Annotated in this window: 14 protein-coding genes; 2 read left to right on the top strand and 12 right to left on the bottom strand. The window is 55.0% G+C overall.

The features are described from left to right. Positions 1–14: 14 nt before the first annotated feature. Both LX59_RS10655 and LX59_RS10650 read left to right on the top strand, forming a co-directional pair. Positions 15–1,526 carry a tripartite tricarboxylate transporter permease gene (locus LX59_RS10655; protein WP_144571846.1) on the top strand — a complete coding sequence of 504 codons (1,512 nt, stop codon included), beginning with the start codon at positions 15–17 and terminating at the stop codon, positions 1,524–1,526. A gap of 69 nt (positions 1,527–1,595) precedes the next feature. Then, positions 1,596–2,561, top strand: a complete 966-nt coding sequence (locus tag LX59_RS10650; protein WP_144571845.1) for a tripartite tricarboxylate transporter substrate binding protein — start codon at positions 1,596–1,598, stop codon at positions 2,559–2,561. Between the two features lie 61 nt (positions 2,562–2,622). Here the strand turns inward: LX59_RS10650 and LX59_RS10645 are convergent, their stop codons facing one another. The 12 genes from LX59_RS10645 to LX59_RS10590 form a co-directional block, all read right to left on the bottom strand. After that, positions 2,623–3,921, bottom strand: coding sequence for an MFS transporter (locus tag LX59_RS10645; protein WP_144571844.1), 1,299 nt, complete (start codon positions 3,919–3,921; stop codon positions 2,623–2,625). A 131-nt stretch (positions 3,922–4,052) separates the two neighbouring features. Next, entirely contained in the window at positions 4,053–5,636 is a 1,584-nt protein-coding gene (locus LX59_RS10640) for a rhodanese-related sulfurtransferase (RefSeq protein ID WP_144571843.1), read from the bottom strand. Next, a complete protein-coding gene (locus LX59_RS10635) occupies positions 5,633–6,235 on the bottom strand; it encodes a cysteine dioxygenase family protein (protein WP_170234363.1) in 603 nt (200 codons plus the stop codon). Before LX59_RS10635 ends, LX59_RS10640 begins: the two co-directional genes overlap by 4 nt. A 26-nt stretch (positions 6,236–6,261) precedes the next feature. Beyond that, positions 6,262–7,107 carry an amidohydrolase family protein gene (locus LX59_RS10630; protein ID WP_144571841.1) on the bottom strand — a complete coding sequence of 282 codons (846 nt, stop codon included), beginning with the start codon at positions 7,105–7,107 and terminating at the stop codon, positions 6,262–6,264. After that, positions 7,104–8,255 (bottom strand): FMNH2-dependent alkanesulfonate monooxygenase, encoded by a 1,152-nt coding sequence (gene ssuD, locus LX59_RS10625; protein WP_144571840.1) that lies wholly within the window; start codon positions 8,253–8,255, stop codon positions 7,104–7,106. Before ssuD ends, LX59_RS10630 begins: the two co-directional genes overlap by 4 nt. A 46-nt stretch (positions 8,256–8,301) precedes the next feature. Next, a complete protein-coding gene (locus LX59_RS10620) occupies positions 8,302–9,267 on the bottom strand; it encodes an aliphatic sulfonate ABC transporter substrate-binding protein (RefSeq protein ID WP_144571839.1) in 966 nt (321 codons plus the stop codon). Positions 9,268–9,444: 177 nt separating this feature from the next. After that, positions 9,445–10,788, bottom strand: a complete 1,344-nt coding sequence (locus tag LX59_RS10615) for a di-heme oxidoreductase family protein (protein ID WP_144571838.1) — start codon at positions 10,786–10,788, stop codon at positions 9,445–9,447. Further along, positions 10,785–12,086 carry an ABC transporter substrate-binding protein gene (locus tag LX59_RS10610; RefSeq protein ID WP_144571837.1) on the bottom strand — a complete coding sequence of 434 codons (1,302 nt, stop codon included), beginning with the start codon at positions 12,084–12,086 and terminating at the stop codon, positions 10,785–10,787. Before LX59_RS10610 ends, LX59_RS10615 begins: the two co-directional genes overlap by 4 nt. Positions 12,087–12,097: 11 nt before the next feature. Further along, positions 12,098–14,098, bottom strand: coding sequence for a TonB-dependent receptor plug domain-containing protein (locus tag LX59_RS10605; RefSeq protein WP_144571836.1), 2,001 nt, complete (start codon positions 14,096–14,098; stop codon positions 12,098–12,100). A gap of 210 nt (positions 14,099–14,308) precedes the next feature. Next, a complete protein-coding gene (locus LX59_RS10600; protein ID WP_144571835.1) occupies positions 14,309–15,502 on the bottom strand; it encodes an acyl-CoA dehydrogenase family protein in 1,194 nt (397 codons plus the stop codon). A gap of 127 nt (positions 15,503–15,629) precedes the next feature. Then, complete coding sequence (locus LX59_RS10595; protein ID WP_144571834.1) at positions 15,630–16,493, bottom strand: TauD/TfdA dioxygenase family protein; 864 nt, start codon at positions 16,491–16,493, stop codon at positions 15,630–15,632. 17 nt (positions 16,494–16,510) lie between these two features. After that, positions 16,511–17,521, bottom strand: coding sequence for a Bug family tripartite tricarboxylate transporter substrate binding protein (locus tag LX59_RS10590; RefSeq protein ID WP_144571833.1), 1,011 nt, complete (start codon positions 17,519–17,521; stop codon positions 16,511–16,513). Between the last annotated feature and the right edge of the window lie 2 nt (positions 17,522–17,523).

The following is a 17,523-nucleotide window of genomic DNA, read 5'->3' as shown; positions in this document are numbered from 1 at the left end:
GGGGAAAACAGATCATGATGGATGTATTTGCCCAAGCTTTTATCAACGTCATCCAGCCTGCTTCCTTGGGACTGATGTTCCTAGGAGTGGGAGTCGGCATTATTTTCGGCTCTATTCCGGGGCTTTCTGCCGCGATGGCTATTGCTCTGTTTTTGCCGATGACCTTTAGCATGGGCCCAGAAGCGGGTATGACGCTGCTGGTGTCTTTGTATATCGGAGCTATTTCCGGTGGCCTGATCTCGGCGATTTTGCTCAATATTCCGGGCACGCCGTCTTCAATTTCCACCTGTTTTGATGGCGCACCTATGGCGGCTAGAGGTGAAGCAGCTAAAGCTTTGGGACTAGGGATTGTGTTCTCGTTCCTCGGCGGATTGCTGTCCTTTATCGCCTTGATTTTTATTGCACCGCCGTTAGCGCAGCTCACCCTGAAGTTTTCCCCCATTGAATACTTCGCGGTCAGTATATTTGCCTTAACCATGATTGCAGCCCTGTCATCGGGCTCCATGATTAAGGGCTTGCTCAGTGGGATGCTGGGTTTGATGTTCTCTACCGTTGGTTTGGCTCCCATTGATGGCTCTGCCCGCTTCACCCTGAGTATTGACTCCCTCAGCTCTGGCTTTGACTTGCTGGCGGTGTTGATCGGACTCTTTGCCGTCACTGAAGTACTGCAAGGCGTAGAACGTACCCTCAGCGATGGCAATGCCAAGGTCATTGCGCTGCAAAAAATCCGTGGCTTTGGCTTTAGCATGGCAGAGTTTTTGGCCCAGAAATGGAATCTACTACGCTCCAGCCTAATTGGTATTTTCATCGGCATCCTGCCCGGTATCGGTGGTAGTACCTCGGGGATCTTGGCTTACATCGCGGCTAAAAAGCAGTCTAAACACCCCGAAAAATTCGGCACCGGCATTCCTGACGGCATCGTCGCCTCAGAAACCGCAAATAATGCAACCATCGGCGGCGCGTTGGTTCCCCTGCTGGCCTTGGGTATTCCGGGCGATGGTGTAACCGCCATGATGCTGGGCGGCTTTATGATTCACGGTTTAACCCCCGGCCCATTGCTGTTTAAAACCAACGCTGACTTTGTATACGGCATCTTCGCCGCCTGCTTAGTCGCTAACGTCATCATGTTGATGTTGGAATTCTTCGGCCTGCGTATCTACGTCAAACTGCTGAAAATCCCGAAATACCTACTGATGCCGGTCATCATCGTGCTCTGTACCGTAGGTGCCTTTTCGGTCAACAGTCAGGTATTCAACGTCTGGTGCATTCTGCTGTTCGGAGTCATCGGTTATCTGATGGTTAAAGGGGGCCTGCCCATTGCGCCGGCAATCTTGGGTTTTATCTTGGGCCCACTGGTTGAAACCAACCTGCGTCGCGGCTTGATGCTCACTGAAGGCAACTTCCTAGGGTTCTTGGAACGCCCCATTGCGCTGACATTCTTGGTCGTTGCGGTTCTGGCTCTAGTGGTTCCTTTGTTCAGTGCCTATACCCAGCATCGCCGTTCTACAGCCCTAAAACCGGCTTAAATTCCATGCCCGTCTCATTCAGGGACGGGTGTGATTTGCTGCACATATAACAAGAAGGATGAAGGCTCCATGCAAAAGAAAACCCTGCTACTCAGCTCCTTAGCACTTCTCGGATTGGCTTTTCAAAGTATGCTGACGGTACAGGCCGCAGACTACCCAACCAAAGCCATTGAATTGATTGTTCCGGTGGGAGCCGGTGGTGGTACTGACCTCAGTGCTCGTACCTTTGCCAAGCACGCGCAAAAACTGCTGGGTAAGCCCGTAGTTATTGTGAACATCAATGGTGCAGCGGGTTACAACGGTTCACGCACGGTACGCGAGGATAAATCCGACGGCTACAAGGTGCTCTATACCCATCAGGGTCTGATCACCACCTATCTAACCAAGGTGGCGCCCTACTCCTACGATGCCTTTAAACCCGGCCCCATGATTGCTGAAGATCCTTCGATGGGGCTGTTCGTATCCAGCAAGTCCAGCATTAAGACCATTCAGGATTTGATCGCTAAAACCAAAGCGGAGCCTGGTCGCCTTAAAGCCGCCACCGAGTTTGGTGGTGTCACCTATTTTATGCTGCTCAAGCTGCAACAAGAGCAAGGCATCAAGTTCAATCTGATTGATGTGGGCGGTGACTCGGCCAAGGTAACAGCACTGCTCAGCGGCTTTGTGGATCTGATGCCTCGGGTGTATTTCGGCGCTCAGGACTACATCAAGTCCGGTGACTTCGTGCTCTTAGGTCAAGCCGGCGCTACCCGCGCAAACAACGCGGCTGAGGTTCCTACCTATAAAGAGCAAGGCGTGGACTTCACCTTCCCGGCCTATAAGTGGTCACTGTTCTTCAGCGAGAACACGCCACAAGAAGTGATCAACCGCTGGGACGAAGTGGCCCGCACCGTAACGGCTAGTCCTGCTTTCCAAAAAGATATGCAGAAGTTAGGTATTTTACCTGCGTACCACACGCCAGAGCAGGCGAAAGCGGCCTACGCTGAAATCCAAACCCTGTTCACTGAGCTGTCTGCTGAAGACGCTAAGAAGTAAGGGATAATGTTGGGGCTCCTGTCTAAATCTTGGCAGGAGCCTCAAGATTCCATCGCACCCGTTAAGCTAATTTCCCCTGAGTCGCGATCGGCTCTTCTCGCACGGTCGTCGCCTCCTCAAAGCGCTTCACCTCGCGCAAATCCACAAAGTGACGCATCCAGACACCCACCACGCCTAGGGTACACAAGCTGCCCAATACTGCTGCGGGTACAACGCCCACTAAAGCAGCGCTGCTGCCGGCGCGGAACTCGCCCAGCTCGTTGGAAGAACCAATAAACAGCATATTCACCGCATTGACGCGGCCTCGCATATCGTCTGGGGTGGAGAACTGCACCAGCGAAGAACGGATGTACATGCTGACCATATCCGCCGCCCCCGCCACCAACAGGGCAAACCAAGACACCCAGAACAGCGTCGATAAGGAAAACACCAAGTTCGCCACGCCGAACACGGCCACCGAAGCAAATAGCACCCGCCCCACATTTTTATTGAAGGGATACAGGCTTAAATACAGCCCCATGCCCACCTCACCGATGGCCATCGCACTGCGTAAAGCACCTAATCCGGTGGGGCCGACGTTAAGAATCTCCTGCGCGTAGATCGGCAACAAAGCCACTACACCGCCCAGCAATACCGCAAATAGATCCAACGAAATACTGCCTAATACGATGGGACGTGAGCGAATAAACTCAATCCCAGCGGTAAAACGTATCCAAGGCGAAGTGCTAACCGGCCCCGCAGGAGCCTCTGCAGGCCGTACCGGAACCCACGCCAAGAGCACAAAGCCCAATGCAAAGCCCAGCATGCACAGCCCATAGGTCAGTACACCGCCGCCCCACGCATAGAGGGCACCGCCCAATAAAGGCCCGGTAATGGTGGCTCCCCGCACCAGCATGCTATTAGCCGCAATGGCGGCGGCTAAACGCTCACGGGGCACTACTTGAGGCAACAAACTGGATTGAGCCGGCCCAGTAAAAGCTCGGGCGCAACCAAACACAGCTAGCACCGCGTAAATAACCTCAATGGAGGGGGTACTTTGCAACGATAGGATCAGCAAAGCGGCACTGCACGCACCCTCGACCAGCCAACTGAGGGCCAAGATCAGTTTGCGGTCGTAGCGATCCAGTAAATCCCCCGCCGGTAACAGCAGCAACAGCATAGGGATAAACTGCGCCAGCCCCACAAAGGCCAAGGACAGTGGGTCGCGGGTCATGTCATAGACTTGCCACGCCACCACCACTGCCTGGATTTGCAGGGCACAGACACTCATCAAACGTGCTGCAATAAAGGGTAGAAAGCCGGGATAACGGTAGATACTTATAGGGGACTCATCAGGTTTAGCGTTCACAGCAATGCTCACGGACGTTCACAGAGTTATGACGAAACCATTACATACCGTGACAAAATAACGCAACATAATATTTCTAAATCGCTAAACCTGTTCTAGCACCACACCCTATCAAAAGTTATAAGCAAATCATTCTTCGGAGGTCATATCACCCTAAAGCCGTGGGTTCCGTCGCGGCCTAGTTGGGCGATCAATCCAAACTCCCAATCTAAATAGGCTTGCATGGCCTCGCGGGGGTTATCAGTGCCCTCGTAAGGACGGCGATAACGGTCGGTACGCGGCACCGCTAAAGCGGTTTCGCCCTGTTCTACCGGCAAGCCCGCTTTCAGCCAAGCGCTCGTGCCGCCAGCCAACACGAAGATGGGTTTTCCGGTCAGCTCGCGCACTTCTTCCACCGCATAACGGGCCAACAGGCTGCTGCCGCAGGTCAGCACATAGCGCTCGGCGGGAGGAATGACTTCCAAAGCGGCGGCCAATTGCGCCCCCAATACCCACCAAGCACCGGGAATATGCTGTTTAACGTAATTGGCGCTGGTAGTGAAATCCAATACTTGGGTGTTGCCTTCAGCCAACCAGCCTTGCAAGGTACTGAGGCTGATATCAATGCTGGAAGGCGCTAGAGGCACTGGAATCGACCAAGGGCCCTGCTCGGTTAACTGAGCTGAGCTAAGGCCATCCAGAACCCAAACCTCCCAACCCATCTGAGCCAGCCAGGAAGCGCTCATATTGGCGCGCACGCCCTCAGTATCAGCCAACACAATGCGGGCACCGCGCACGCTGGCTACATGGTCGGTTTCCTGTACCAACTGGCCACCGGGCACCGAGCGCGCACCGGGCAGATGACCGGCTTCGTATTCTTCAGGCGTGCGCACGTCAAACAGGTAGGTGGTGCGCTTGGGTTCAGCTTGCCATTGGCTGAGCTGCTCCAAGGTGGCGCGTCCCACTCCGGCTTTATCCGCCACCGCACGGGCCGACTGAGCGGCGATCTGTTGTTGCTCCGCCGTCACCTCGGTAAAACGGCGCGACTGACCTTGCTCCAGCTTTTGGCCAGCCAACGTCCAACCGATGGTGCCATTACGCAGTGCGGCCACGGGGTTAGGAATGCCCGCATTCACCAGCGATTGAGTACCGATGATGCTGCGCGTCCGACCGGCACAGTTGACGATGACTTGGGTTTTTGGGTTCGGCGCTAAGGCTCTAACCCGTAACACCAATTCCGCGCCCGGTACGCTGATGCCACTGGGAATGCTCATGGTTTGGTATTCGTCGAAACGGCGGGCATCCAATACCACCACATCGGCTTTGGCATCTAGCAGGGCTTTGACTTCCTCGGCAGCTAGAGAGGGCGTGTGGCGCTCACTTTCCACCAGCTCACCAAAGGCTTTGCTGGGCACATTCACGTCGATAAACAGCTCACCCCCGGCGTTACGCCAACCCTCTAAGCCGCCTTCCAACAGAGCTACATCTGTATAGCCCAGTTGCAACAAACGTTCAGCGGCACGCTGGGCTAGACCTTCACCGTTGTCGTACACCGTAATGGCGGTATCTCGGCGTGGGATGCGCGCATAAACCTCAATATCCAAGCGTGATAGGGAAATATTGACGGCAAACAGCGGATGGCTTTCGGCAAAGGGCGCTTCTTCGCGTACATCCACCAGAGCCACTTCTTCTTTGGCCAAGAGGGCTTTTTTGATTTCAGCAAAGCTACGGCTGGGCAGACGGCTCATGCGCTCACCTCGCGGGACAGATCCCAAATGTTGGGCAGTACGTCATTGGAATAGCCGGAGATAAACTGTTTTTCAGTGCCATCGAGCTGGAATACCGCTCGCTTCACCGCCCCAATGTTGCCGCCGTACACATGGATGCTGATGGACACCTGATCTGGGTAGGCGTTGGCCACCTGATGAATATCACCGATGGTGGGGGAAACTGCTTCCACCTGTCCCGGCTCCAGCGTGGCGGGAGCGCCTTCGGCTTGCAGACCTTTCGGAGTTAGGGCGAAGTTTTGCGCCAGCTCTTTGCCGCGTAGCATGCCAATCATGCCCCAGACCCGGTGGTCATGAACCGGCGTGCACTGACCCGGCCCCCATACAAAGGCCACCACCGAAAAGCGCGACTGAGCATCGGCATGCAGCAGGTATTGCTGATAGTGCTCAGGATGGGGTTGGGCAAAGGCTTCGGGCAACCAGTCATCCTGTTTGACCAGCTCATGCAGCAGAGGCTTTCCGGCCTTTAATACCGCTGCTTCATCGCCGGGATGCTGTTCAATCACAGAAGACAGTCCACGGACAAAATCCCGCAGACGTTCAAGGCGCGGAGTGCTCATCATCAATCCTCAATAGATTCAGATCGCTACAGCCCAAACAGGCGGGCCGCGTTACCGTATAACACTTTGTCCAGTACCAACTCGTTAAAGCCCAAGGCTAAAAAATCTTCGATCGACTGGCGGATCGGACGGAAGGTATAGGACGAACCAAACAGCAGTTGATCGGCCAAAAAGCCATTGGCAGCGCTGACAAAGGCTTCACTGCCCGGCAAAAATAAATACATATCCGGCACCAGAGAGATGTTTTCGTAGCGGAAAGCCACGCCCAACGCCTCCTGCACCTGCGGCCAATAACCGTGATAGACAACAATCCGCAACTGTGGAAAAGCCCGCGCCACTGCTGCCAAGCGTCTGGGATCGTTAAAGCTCGGATCAGGCGTGGTGGGGCCAGACATCAAAAACAGCGGAATCTTGCGCGCCTGCAAATGCTCGTACAGTGGGAAATACAGCGGATCATCCGGATGACGGGCGGGCTCGGCAAAACCGGGCTCCAGATCAATACCTGATAATCCCAACTGATCAATGGCGCGATCAGCCTCAGCAATCGCGCCGTCGAGGCCTTGCAATACCGGCTCAACGCTGCCAATCCCAAGCAACTCCTGTTGGCCATGCACAATCTGATGGATCTGATCATTGGGCAGATGCTGGCTCGGTGTGTGCCGCCCCACCACCACGGCTTTGCTGAGGCCGGCTTCCCGCACCTCAGCCAAAAAACCTTCTGGGGTTAGGGAGCGGGCAAAGTGCTGATCATCACCCCGCGTCCCCACCCGTCGATTCAGCCAGCGAGCGGTGGCGTACTCCGCTGTGCCTGGAGTCGCGCCAAAAAAGTCGTGCAGATAGGCCGGACGACAGCGCAGGTCAATGACCTTCATGCGGCAGCTCCTGCGGCCTTGTCTTCTTCGTGGGTAGCACGCACGTCAAAGGCTCCGCCAGTCAATACCTGATCGGCCAAGGTGATGGGCTTTTTACCCGGCAACAGTGGGAACACCAATTCGGCAAAGCGCACCGCCTCTTCCAGATGCGGATAACCGGAGAGCACAAAGCTGTCCACGCCCAAATCAGCATATTCTTTCAAACGTGCGGCTACGGTTTCAGGGTCGCCCACCAGAGCGGTTCCGGCCCCGCCGCGCACCAGACCAACACCGGCCCACAGGTTGGGGCTGACTTCCAGCTTATCGCGCTGGCCACCGTGCAGGGCGGTCATGCGGCGTTGGCCTTCCGAATCCATACTGGCGTAGTTGGCTTGAGCCTTGGCAATGGTGTCATCGTCCAGATGGCTGATCAGGCGATCCGCTGCGGCCCACGCCTCTTCGTTGGTTTCGCGCACGATCACATGCAGACGCACGCCAAAGCGCACCGTGCGCCCGTACTTAGCCGCGCGTTGGCGTACATCGGCGATTTTTTCCGCCACCGCCGCTGGGGGCTCGCCCCAGGTCAAATAGGCATCCACATGCTTGGCCGCCAATTCGTGGGCCACTGGGGAAGAACCGCCGAAATACAGCGGCGGATAAGGACTTTGCACGGCGGGAAGGTAATTTTTTGCCCCTTCCACGTGCACGTATTCCCCTTTGAAATCCACCGGCTCGCCTTTAAACAGGGAGCGCCAGACGGTTAAAAACTCATCGGCCAGTTCATAGCGCTGATCGTGGTCTAAAAACACACCTTCGGCAGCAAACTCAGTGGCATCTCCACCGGGAACCACGTTCAGCAGCAAGCGGCCTTTTAACGCCTGATCCAAGGTAGCCGCTTGACGCGCCACGGCAGTGGGGCCGCTGATGGTGGTACGCAGAGCCACCAATAATTTAATCCGCTGCGTCACCGGCACTAAACTGGCGGCGGTGATCCAAGGATCTAAGCAACTGCTGCCAGTGGGAATCAGCAGGCCGTCGTAGCCCAAGTTTTCCGCAGTCACCGCAATTTGGCGCATGTATTCGTTGGTCGCGGGTCGCCCCGAAGAGGATTTTCCGAGGTAGCGCGTGTCGCCTGAGGTGGGCAGGAACCAAAAAATATCCAGACTCATGGTGGACTTCTCCCAAATCAACTACTTAAAAACAATGAGGAAATAACTACTTGGATGGCTTCCAAAGCTGTACGTCATGGGCATCGACTTTTTTTGGTAGCAACCCTTCGGCAAAGAAGGCATCGGCGATCTTTTGTTGCTCGTTCAGGCTGTCCGGTTTCACTACCCGCACTTGATAGCTGCGGCGGCTGTTGGCTTGCTCGACGATGGCCGGATCTAAGTTGCCCCACAGAGGAGACAGAATGTGCGCTGCTTCTTTGGGATGGGCGCGCAACCAATCACCCGCTTTAACTAAGGCTTGGAATACAGTTTCCAGTACCTTGGGATAAGCTTTGGCATACGCAGTGCTGCTGAGGTAATAGCGCTGATAATCGGCTAAATGATGACCTTCGCTCAGGCTACGGGTAGCCAATTGGCGCTCGGCACTGCTGAGGAAGGGCTCCCAAGTCACCCAGGCATCGACTTTGCGGTTTTCAAAGGCGGCACGGCCATCTGCTGGAGTGAGGTAAGCCGGTTGAATATCAGAAAATTTCAGGCCCGCCTTAGTCAAGGCGGCGATTAATAAGTAATGACTGCCAGCGGCTTTAGTCACCGCTACTTTTTTACCCTTCAGATCCGCCAGCGTTTTAAGCGCGGAATCCTTATGTACCAAAATACCCTGTGCTTTGGGCGATGGCGCTTCCTGAGCAAAATAGGTGAGCTTAGCGCCTGCCGCCTGCGCAAATATCGGTACGGTATCGGCCACATCCGCTGACAGATCCACATTGCCCACGTTTAAGGCTTCTAACAGTGGCTGACCGCTGGCGAATTCGTGCCAACTGACTTTAATTCCCTGTTTAGCCAGTTCTTGCTCCAGTGTGCCCTGAGTTTTTAACAGACTGATCAGCGTGGAGGATTTTTGATAGCCAATGCGCAAGCTTTCTTCAGCTTGGACGCTGTTTAAGCTGGATAAGCCCAAACCGGCCAAGAATACAGCCAGCACAGGCCAAAAGCGGGTACCAGAACGGGACATAAAAAGACTCTCGTATAACCGGAATGAGCCGTGCCCGTTACTCCAAAAGGCAACCGGACTACGGTAGGTGTCAAAAGCAGTCCGGTGATCCGGTAAGATCAATCTAAATGATCTAACTAGAGTTTTATAAATATCTTTTTATTATTTACATAGTTGATTTTGGCAGCTCCAATTGCCTTACAGGGAGCGTAAAAAAGCCAGTAATGCCTCTCGATGTTCTGGAGGTAATTGCACAAAAGCCTCCCGTGCCGACTGTGCCTCTCCTCCATGCCAGAGAATGGCTTCCGTCAAACTTCGGGCACGGCCATCGTGCAGATATTGCTCCGTAGCGTTGATCTGCGCCGCCAAACCCAATCCCCACAGCGGTGCAGTTCGCCACTGCTGCGCGCTGGCTTGGTAGTCAGGACGACCGTCGGATAGCCCTTCGCCCATATCGTGCAATAGTAGGTCGGTATAGGCGGGAACAGCTAAGTTGCGCAAACGGGGATAAGGGGCTTGTGCTCCCGTATGGAGCTGAGGACGATGACAGCTCGCGCAGCCTAGGGCATTAAATAACTGCTCACCCTGTTGCACTTGGGGATGCTCAGGGTGACGCCGCTCAGGTACCGCCAAATGCGCCAGATAAAAGCTCAGGTCATCCAACTGCTGATCGCTCAGTTCCGGCTCCCCGCCGGAAACGGCTTGCTGACAAGCGGTTTGTACTGAAGTACAAGGCCGTTCCGAGTGCAGGCTGGAGGTAATGCCCATATCCCCAATAAAAGCTGCGGCAATCTGTTCGCGCAAGGTAGAGGTATTGGCCTTAAAGCCAAAGCGCCCCACCTTGGGCGCTTGTGCTTTGGAACTCCATACCTGATTCACCCGCCCTGCTCCCCCTTGGCTAGCAGACTGAGCGGCTAAGTCCTGTAAGTATTGGTCAGACACCGCATCCAGCAGACCCAACCCAAATACCGCCGGGCCTACCCGTGCTGAGGTGAGTATCCCTTCTGCCGATCCATAGGCCATGTCTTGCCATTTGATTTCGGGACGACGCAACGCAACCTGTTCACCATCAGGGAACTGAAACGCTTCTTCATGCCATACCAGGGTCGCGCGCCCCTCTCCCGCAACACCGGGGATACCCTCCTCATTGAGCTGATCCCCATAGGCTGGATGGGGTAAGGGGCCACCGTGGGCGTTTTCCCCCGGAATGGAAAGGCGCACCAGCATGGCACGCATCCGTTGTTCAGACTCAGGAGCTAACCCACGACTGTTCACCGGATGGCATGAAGTACAGGCCGGACGGTTATACAGAGGGCCGAGACCGTCCACATCGGCATCCATAACCGAAGGCGCAATCACCCATACTTGCCGAAACAGACTGCGACCTCGGTTAAAAGACTCCAGCTCATCGGGGGTTAAGCCGAGGAGCGGGTTGCTAAACACTTGCCTCCCTGTGGCGGGCCCCCAGATAGATTGCGCAGATTGCGCCAAAACCCAAGCCGAGCTACACAGCAGCACTAAAGCCAGTACCAAAGACCTCATGCCTTGGCCTCCAAATGCTGGCGCGCCTGTTGCAAACGCTGCTGCATTTGGCTGGCCCATTGGCCTTCCAATGGGTGGGCGGTGGGCGGTTGGCTACCTTCTAAGCGCTGGAACTGACTCAACAGCGCAGGTTCCAGTGCGGCTTCAGGGATTAGCGGCTGGCACAGCAAGGCGCGGACTGCATGCAAGCGCTTTCCTTGCTGGGATTCTTGCTGATGCACCAAAGCCCAGAGTTGTTTCAGTTCCGAGTGGGGCTGCACCAGCGTCTGCTCAAACAAGGCTGTGACCAACCCCAAACGCGACTGGCCTTGTGTGGGATTGTAGCTCCAGCCGGTACGTGCCGCCGCTTGGAAGGGGTTGAAGTAATCAGCGGGGAGTTGGGCATAAACCTCAGGGCGTACCGGCAGCTTGTGTACATCAGGATGCTCCAGCAATTGCTGTCCCAGATTGGACAGCAGAAAAGCCACAAAAGCCTGAGCCCCTTCCTGATTGGGCGCGCTGCGGGTAATGGCGACATGGGCCGGGTTTAAACCGCCGTGCTCAGGATAAGCAAATTTAAGGGGCGCGCCACCTGCAATAGCTCCGGTCACAAAGAAGTCGATGGATAAACCGATGGCCGCTCGCTTGGCCACCACCTCGTCGGTGATAAAGGTTGAGCCACGCTGAATCAGGTAGGACAGTCCCGCCAACTCACTCCAAAAAGCCCACCCCTGTTCCCAACCATAGGCTTGCAAGGGAATATCCGCCAATACAGCAGCAAAACCCACCTGACTGGGCACAGGCAACGCAATGCGTTCCGCCAATTTGGGAGTTAGAAGATCCTGCCAATCCTTGGGCGGCTGTACGCCCAATTCATTTAGGGTCGCAGGATCAAAGGCAAATCCATAGCCCGCCAACTCAGTGGCAAGATAGCTATTATCCTCAGCCACCAGCGGCAGATGCCCCAGAGCACGAGTTACCGGAATCGAACTCACATCAATAGGCTGCCAAGCCTTAAGCTGACGCAAGCGCTCAAAAGTGCGCGGGGAAGCGGCCCAATACAGATCCACGCCACCCTGATCCGGTTGGGATAAATGCTCCAAAGCATCCTGTGGCCTACGCCATACAATATTCAGACGATACTGAGGAAAAGCCCGCTCAAAAGCCGCCTCAAACAACGACATGACTGGCTCCGGGTAGCTGGTCATCACCCGCACTTCTTGGGGAGTATTGGCCCAGATTCGAGAGGTTAAAGCACAGACCCCTAAGCCCGCAGCGCTCTGTAATAAACGCCGCCGTGATGATTGAAATACCGACATGGCACTATCCCTTAAAATGACAGATTGGCTTGCAATACCAAAGTGCGCCCTGCTTCCGGGTAGCCTTCGCTGTAGGCGTACTCCTTGTCCGTCAGGTTTTGCAGACTGGCATCTAGCTGTAATCCGTTGCCAAAGTTATAGCCGCCCTTGAGGTTAAACACGGCAAATCCAGAGGCTTTTTGGGAGCCATCGGTGGCGGTGTAACGATCTGAGCTCACATCAGCGCTACCCACCCAACTCCAAGGCCCAAACTGGCGGCCTAGACTGAAAAAGGCTTTGTGCTTAGGCGTATCGGTCAAGCGAATACCGCCCCCGGAACGGTTTTGACGGTTCAGGTATAGGTAGTTAGTGTTCAGATCCCATTCACCGAGCTTGCCATCCAAGGCCAGCTCCACACCATTCATGCGGGCTTCACTGACGTTTTGCATTTGAGAACAGGGCGGATTGGAACACACCGAGTTAGCCAAGCGCACCGATTGCAGCAGATCCTTCACATGGCTGCGGAACAGGGCCGCATTCAGATTGAGCTGATCGGTTAACGCCCGCTGCACACCCACTTCAAAATGGGTAGCGTGTTCAATCTTCAGGCTGGGATTGGGTAAGGCGCTGCCAAAGCGGTAGGAATAGCGGTCTTTGATGGTGGGAAAGCGGCTTTTACGAGCGATGGTGAAGCGCCATTGGGTCGCCTCATCGGATTTAAAAAACAGACCCAACTGACCATTGTTGGCGTACTTACGGCCGGTATCTTCGTCAATAATGCCTTTAGCCGCTGTATAGGTTTCGGCCTCTTTAGAGTCGCGGCGATCATGGGACGCACCCAGCACCAAGGTCAGGCGGTCCGTTAGAGCGTGGTTGCCCTCAATGGCAAAGGATTGGGTCTGATCCTCAAAACGCTGCCAAGGCTCTCCAGCATCGTGCTCGTGGTGTACATCGCGCTTAAAGTGGTAGGCAAAGCGCAGTTGAGTGGCGGGAGTTAGCGTCCACTCATCTTCTAAACTGAGGCCGGTCATGTAGTCGCTGTAGTAATTGCGGAAGGATGAGCCCCGTCTTTGGGTATTGTAATTACCATTGTCGTAGGCATAGAGATCGTTTTCATAGATATCGTGGTACAGACGCACCTTGACTCTATGATCGGCCAGCGTAGTGGCCGTATTGATGTAGGTACTGGTTTTATCCCACTTTGGCCAGCGCCAATAACGCTGGGAACTGCTGCGATGCCCCGCATAGGGCGGGTTGCCTTTTTCGCCGTCCTGCTTCACAAAGCCGATGGCGTATTCATCGGTTTCATTGGGGGTTAGGCCCAGTTTAAAGCTGTACTTTTTATCTTGGCGGTCTGAGTTTTCGCGCCGCCCTCCATTCTCTAAAGGCTCACGGGAGAAATCTCCGGGCAAACGGTAGTAATCCTCGTCCAAATAGGAGAAGCCCGCCTGCATGTACCAGCTTCCCTGATTGGTACCGAAGTTGGCGTAACGCCAATTAGCGTTATTTTCCAAACGGTCGGTAAAGCTCATGGCTGCCCCTAGTTCGCCCTCAAACTCCTTTTGCGGGCGGCGGGTAATTAGGTTAATGGCCCCACCGAGGGTATTGGGGCCATAAGTCATGGAACTAAAGCCTTTGGATACCTCAACCCGCGCCAGATCAAAGGTGGTAAAGCGTCCTAAATCAGCATAGCCATCATAGGGTACATAAACAGGGATGCCGTCGATAAACACGGGAACCTGACGTAGGTCGAATCCGCGCACATAAACCATTTGCTCGTTGCGGGCCCCCACTTTGCTGAGGCTCACACCGGGCAACAGGTTCAGGGCTTCGCCTAGGGTTTCACGGTCGTGGCGGCGCATCTCGGTACTACTAACACCGACGCTGGTATTCAGATTGTTGCCGTCCTCCGTTCCCACAATGGATATCTGGCCAAGATCAAATACGCTGTCATTATTGGCTAAGGCAGGATCGGTAAATAGTAAACAAAGGCTGCCCGCTAACATCAGGCGATGGCAGGGTGGAAAGGACATGAGCTTGGCTCCAAGTATTAATATATATAAATACATAATACAAAGGAACAAGCAAAGATTCGCACTTGATAAATGATGATTTTTGTTGTAATTGCGCCAAACGTACGAAATATTTTGAATTAATTATTTATATACTACAGTAAATAAAATTACTTATTTGTACTATGTACGCTTTGCAGCAGGCCGTTTAAACGGCCTGCTAACCCTATCTCAAGAATAAGCCGTGGGAGTAGGTACCACGCCCGACAACAACCAGCGCCCAATATCCCGCACCTTATAGTCCACCGGATCATGCAGGGTGTGGGTGCGCGCATTGCGCCAAAAACGATCGAAGCCAAACTGAGCCTGAGCCGCCCGCGCGCCCATTAAGTCAAACATTTGGCTGCTGGCCTCCAAACCGGCTTGATGGGCTAACACCTTGGCCTCAGCAGCGGCTATAGCAACCGCGCCTCGCTCCTCTGCGCTTAATGCCGATCCTTTGGCAAAGGCGGCCTCAAACTGGGCGATGGCTTCATCAATCAGCAATTGGGCCGGTTTAAGTTGCAGCCAGAGCTTGGCAAAGCGCTGTTGGATGTAAGGATCATCCACCGCACTGGGCACCCCTGAAGCAAACCAAGGCTTGGCTTGTTGCTGTAAAAATTGCTTGCTGGTATTCAGAGCGGCTCGGCCTAGGCTGGCAAACAAAATCGCCATTACCAACTGCACCATGCAGGTACGCAAGGTAGCAAAAGGCGCATGTACGTAACCGGGAGGCGTGAGCACCTCGTCCGCCTCAATGCGCAGGTTATGAAAATGCGCCGTACCGCTATCGGTTTGCCGCTGGCCAATGCCGTCCCAATCATCACGAATCAGGATGCCTTCCCGACTCGTAGGCACATTGGCTACCAGCAAGCTTTGGGTCGGTTCGTGCCAGCCGGAGATAATCAGCCGATCTGACCCCAAAGCCCCGGAACAAAAGGCTTTATCCCCGCTGAGCAGGTAGCTGCCGTCCGCTTGCTCGGTGACGATGGCGCGATGATCCAAGGGGTTAAGGGTATTGCCCCAAAATTGGTTTAAACGCAGGCTCTCGCCCAACAGCCGCTGTTGTTGTTCTTCAGTACCCCAAAACTGAACGCTGGCATGCTGCATATGGTGGAAGGCATAGATGTGGGCCAGTGCGCTGTCGGCTTCGGCCAGAATAGCGACGGTGTGTAGAATCTCCGTCCAGCTCGTTCCCGGCCCACCGAAGCGCTTGGGAATACTCAGGCTGAGCAGACCCGAATCACGGATCAATTGGCGTTCCAACGCCGCATGTCCTCCTTGACGGTCCCGCTCTACAGCGGTTTGAGCGAGGGTTTCTGCCAGTTGCTGGGCTCTGTCCAAAACAGAGGGGGTGTCGACTGCGACAGAACGCAGGATAGTCATGAACAGGTCTTCCGTTAGTACGAGCAAGGGGCCAAAACGTCTGGCGTTTGGTAGACCTGCTCCATACGAAAACGCCTTACCCGATGGTTAGCCTCAGGTTATGGCTGCACAAAAATAGCGCTGAGGATTAAAAGGTGACGCGATGCATCCGGCGCACAGCGGGCTGATAATCCGCGACAGCGGCATGTACGGTGGTCAGGTTGTCCCAAATGGCTACCGTGCCCAGCTCCCAACGCAAACGGGCTTGAAACTCGTGGCGCTCAAAACGGGCGAATAACAACTTCAGCAAATCATCGCTGTCTTGGCGCGATAAGCCTTCCAAAGAGGCGGTGTATTTGGGATTGGCAAAGATGAATTTACGCCCCGTGACCGGATGGGTTTGCACCAGCGCATGGCGGCGCGGTGGCTGCTCACTGAGGATTTGCTGATAGCGGCGATCCCCGTCCGGCTGCGCCCGCAATACCGCGCCCCAACCACTTTTTTCAATGCTGTGAATGGCGGTTAAGCGCTCCAAATCCTTGGCTAAACCACCGGGTAAACTCTCAAATACCGCATGTCCCGACGACCATAGGGTATCGCCGCCACTGGGGGGCAACACCTGCGCATGCAGCACTGCACCCGCCGGAGGGCTGGCCAAATAGCTAACGTCCGAATGCCATTGCTCGGTGGTGTAACGCGGGCCATCGGGACGAGATTCAATGACCTCCACCAGATCATGTTCGGCACTGCGCGGGAAATAGGCCTTGGCCTTCTCCGGCTGACCGAACACACGGGCCACTTCCACCTGTTGCGCAGGCGTTAGCTGCTGATCCCGAAAAAACAACACCTGATAGTGGGCTAAGGCCAAGCTCAGCTCAGCCGCCGTGGTTTCGTCCAAAGCGGCGGAAAGATCCAGATTACGGATTACCGCGCCAATGTGCGGACTGTAAGGCTCGATCTGCAAACGCAAAAATTCAGGGTATTGGCTGTGGGCAAAGGCTGCTTGTGACATGGATGGATCTCCTAGGGTTAGAGTGGATTGTTGTTCAGGGCCTGTTGAAAGCGCTGGCGGCTCTCAAGCTCCTGTTTAAAGCGGGCGCTGGCTTCCGCTCCCGTCTGGAAAATCACCCGATTGCCATTGCCCTGTGCCACCTTTAGAAAAGCTTCAGTGCGCGCTGCTTTGGCGGTAGCTTCCCGCAACCGCGCCACAACCTCTGCGGGCGTACCCGCTGGGGCCACCAAGCCGTTCCAAATGCTGAAGTCCGGCCCCTCAATACCTAACTCGATGCTGGTAGGAATGTTGGGCAACTCCGGTAAACGCTGTTTGCCGATCACCAACAGCGGAATCAGGGTTCCGGCGGCGTAGTGACCGCTGGCGGTGGCGTAATCCGTGCCCCCCGCCTCTACATGGCCCGCTGCTAAATCAGCGACTTGAGGCGCGGTGCCTTTGTAGGGCACTTTGGTCAGGTTCAAACGAGTGCGGTAATGCTGGGCTAACAAGTCCACAAACAGCTCAGACACCGTGCCATTGCCGGTGGTAGCCAGCGTGACGGGCTTGGCCTTGCTGTCACGGGTGCGGGCTAAAAAATCCTCAAAGGTCTTGATGCCGCTGGATTGATGAGCCCAGAGGATGATCGCCGACTCCACAAAAATACCGATGGGCGTGAAATCTTTGATGGGGTCAAAGTTGGCCATTTCTGGGGCTGCTACCACATTGCCGATAAAGGAAATGGAGTTAGGAGCCAACAGGGTGTAACCATCAGGCGCACTGCGGGCCACAAACTGAGTGGCGATGGAGCCGGTAGCACCGGGTTTATTCTCCACCACCACCGGCTGGCCGAGCTGAGCGGAAAGCTCAGCAGCAATCACCCGGCCAAAGGTATCGGTCGGGCCACCGGCAGGCCAAGGCACCACGTATTTAATCGGCTTAGTCGGCCAAGGCTCAGCGGCTTGTACAGCCACTGAGGTCAGTCCCGTCAGCAATGCGCCCATCAGGGCAGCCATCCAAGTCGCCATTCGGGACAGTCGAGATAAGAACATAG

Origin of the sequence: Azomonas agilis, assembly GCF_007830255.1 — a bacterium.
In the GTDB taxonomy this organism is placed as follows: Bacteria; Pseudomonadota; Gammaproteobacteria; order Pseudomonadales; family Pseudomonadaceae; genus Azomonas; species Azomonas agilis.
The sequence above is the reverse complement of the archived record's forward strand: the minus strand, read 5'-3'. Positions and strand labels throughout refer to the sequence as shown.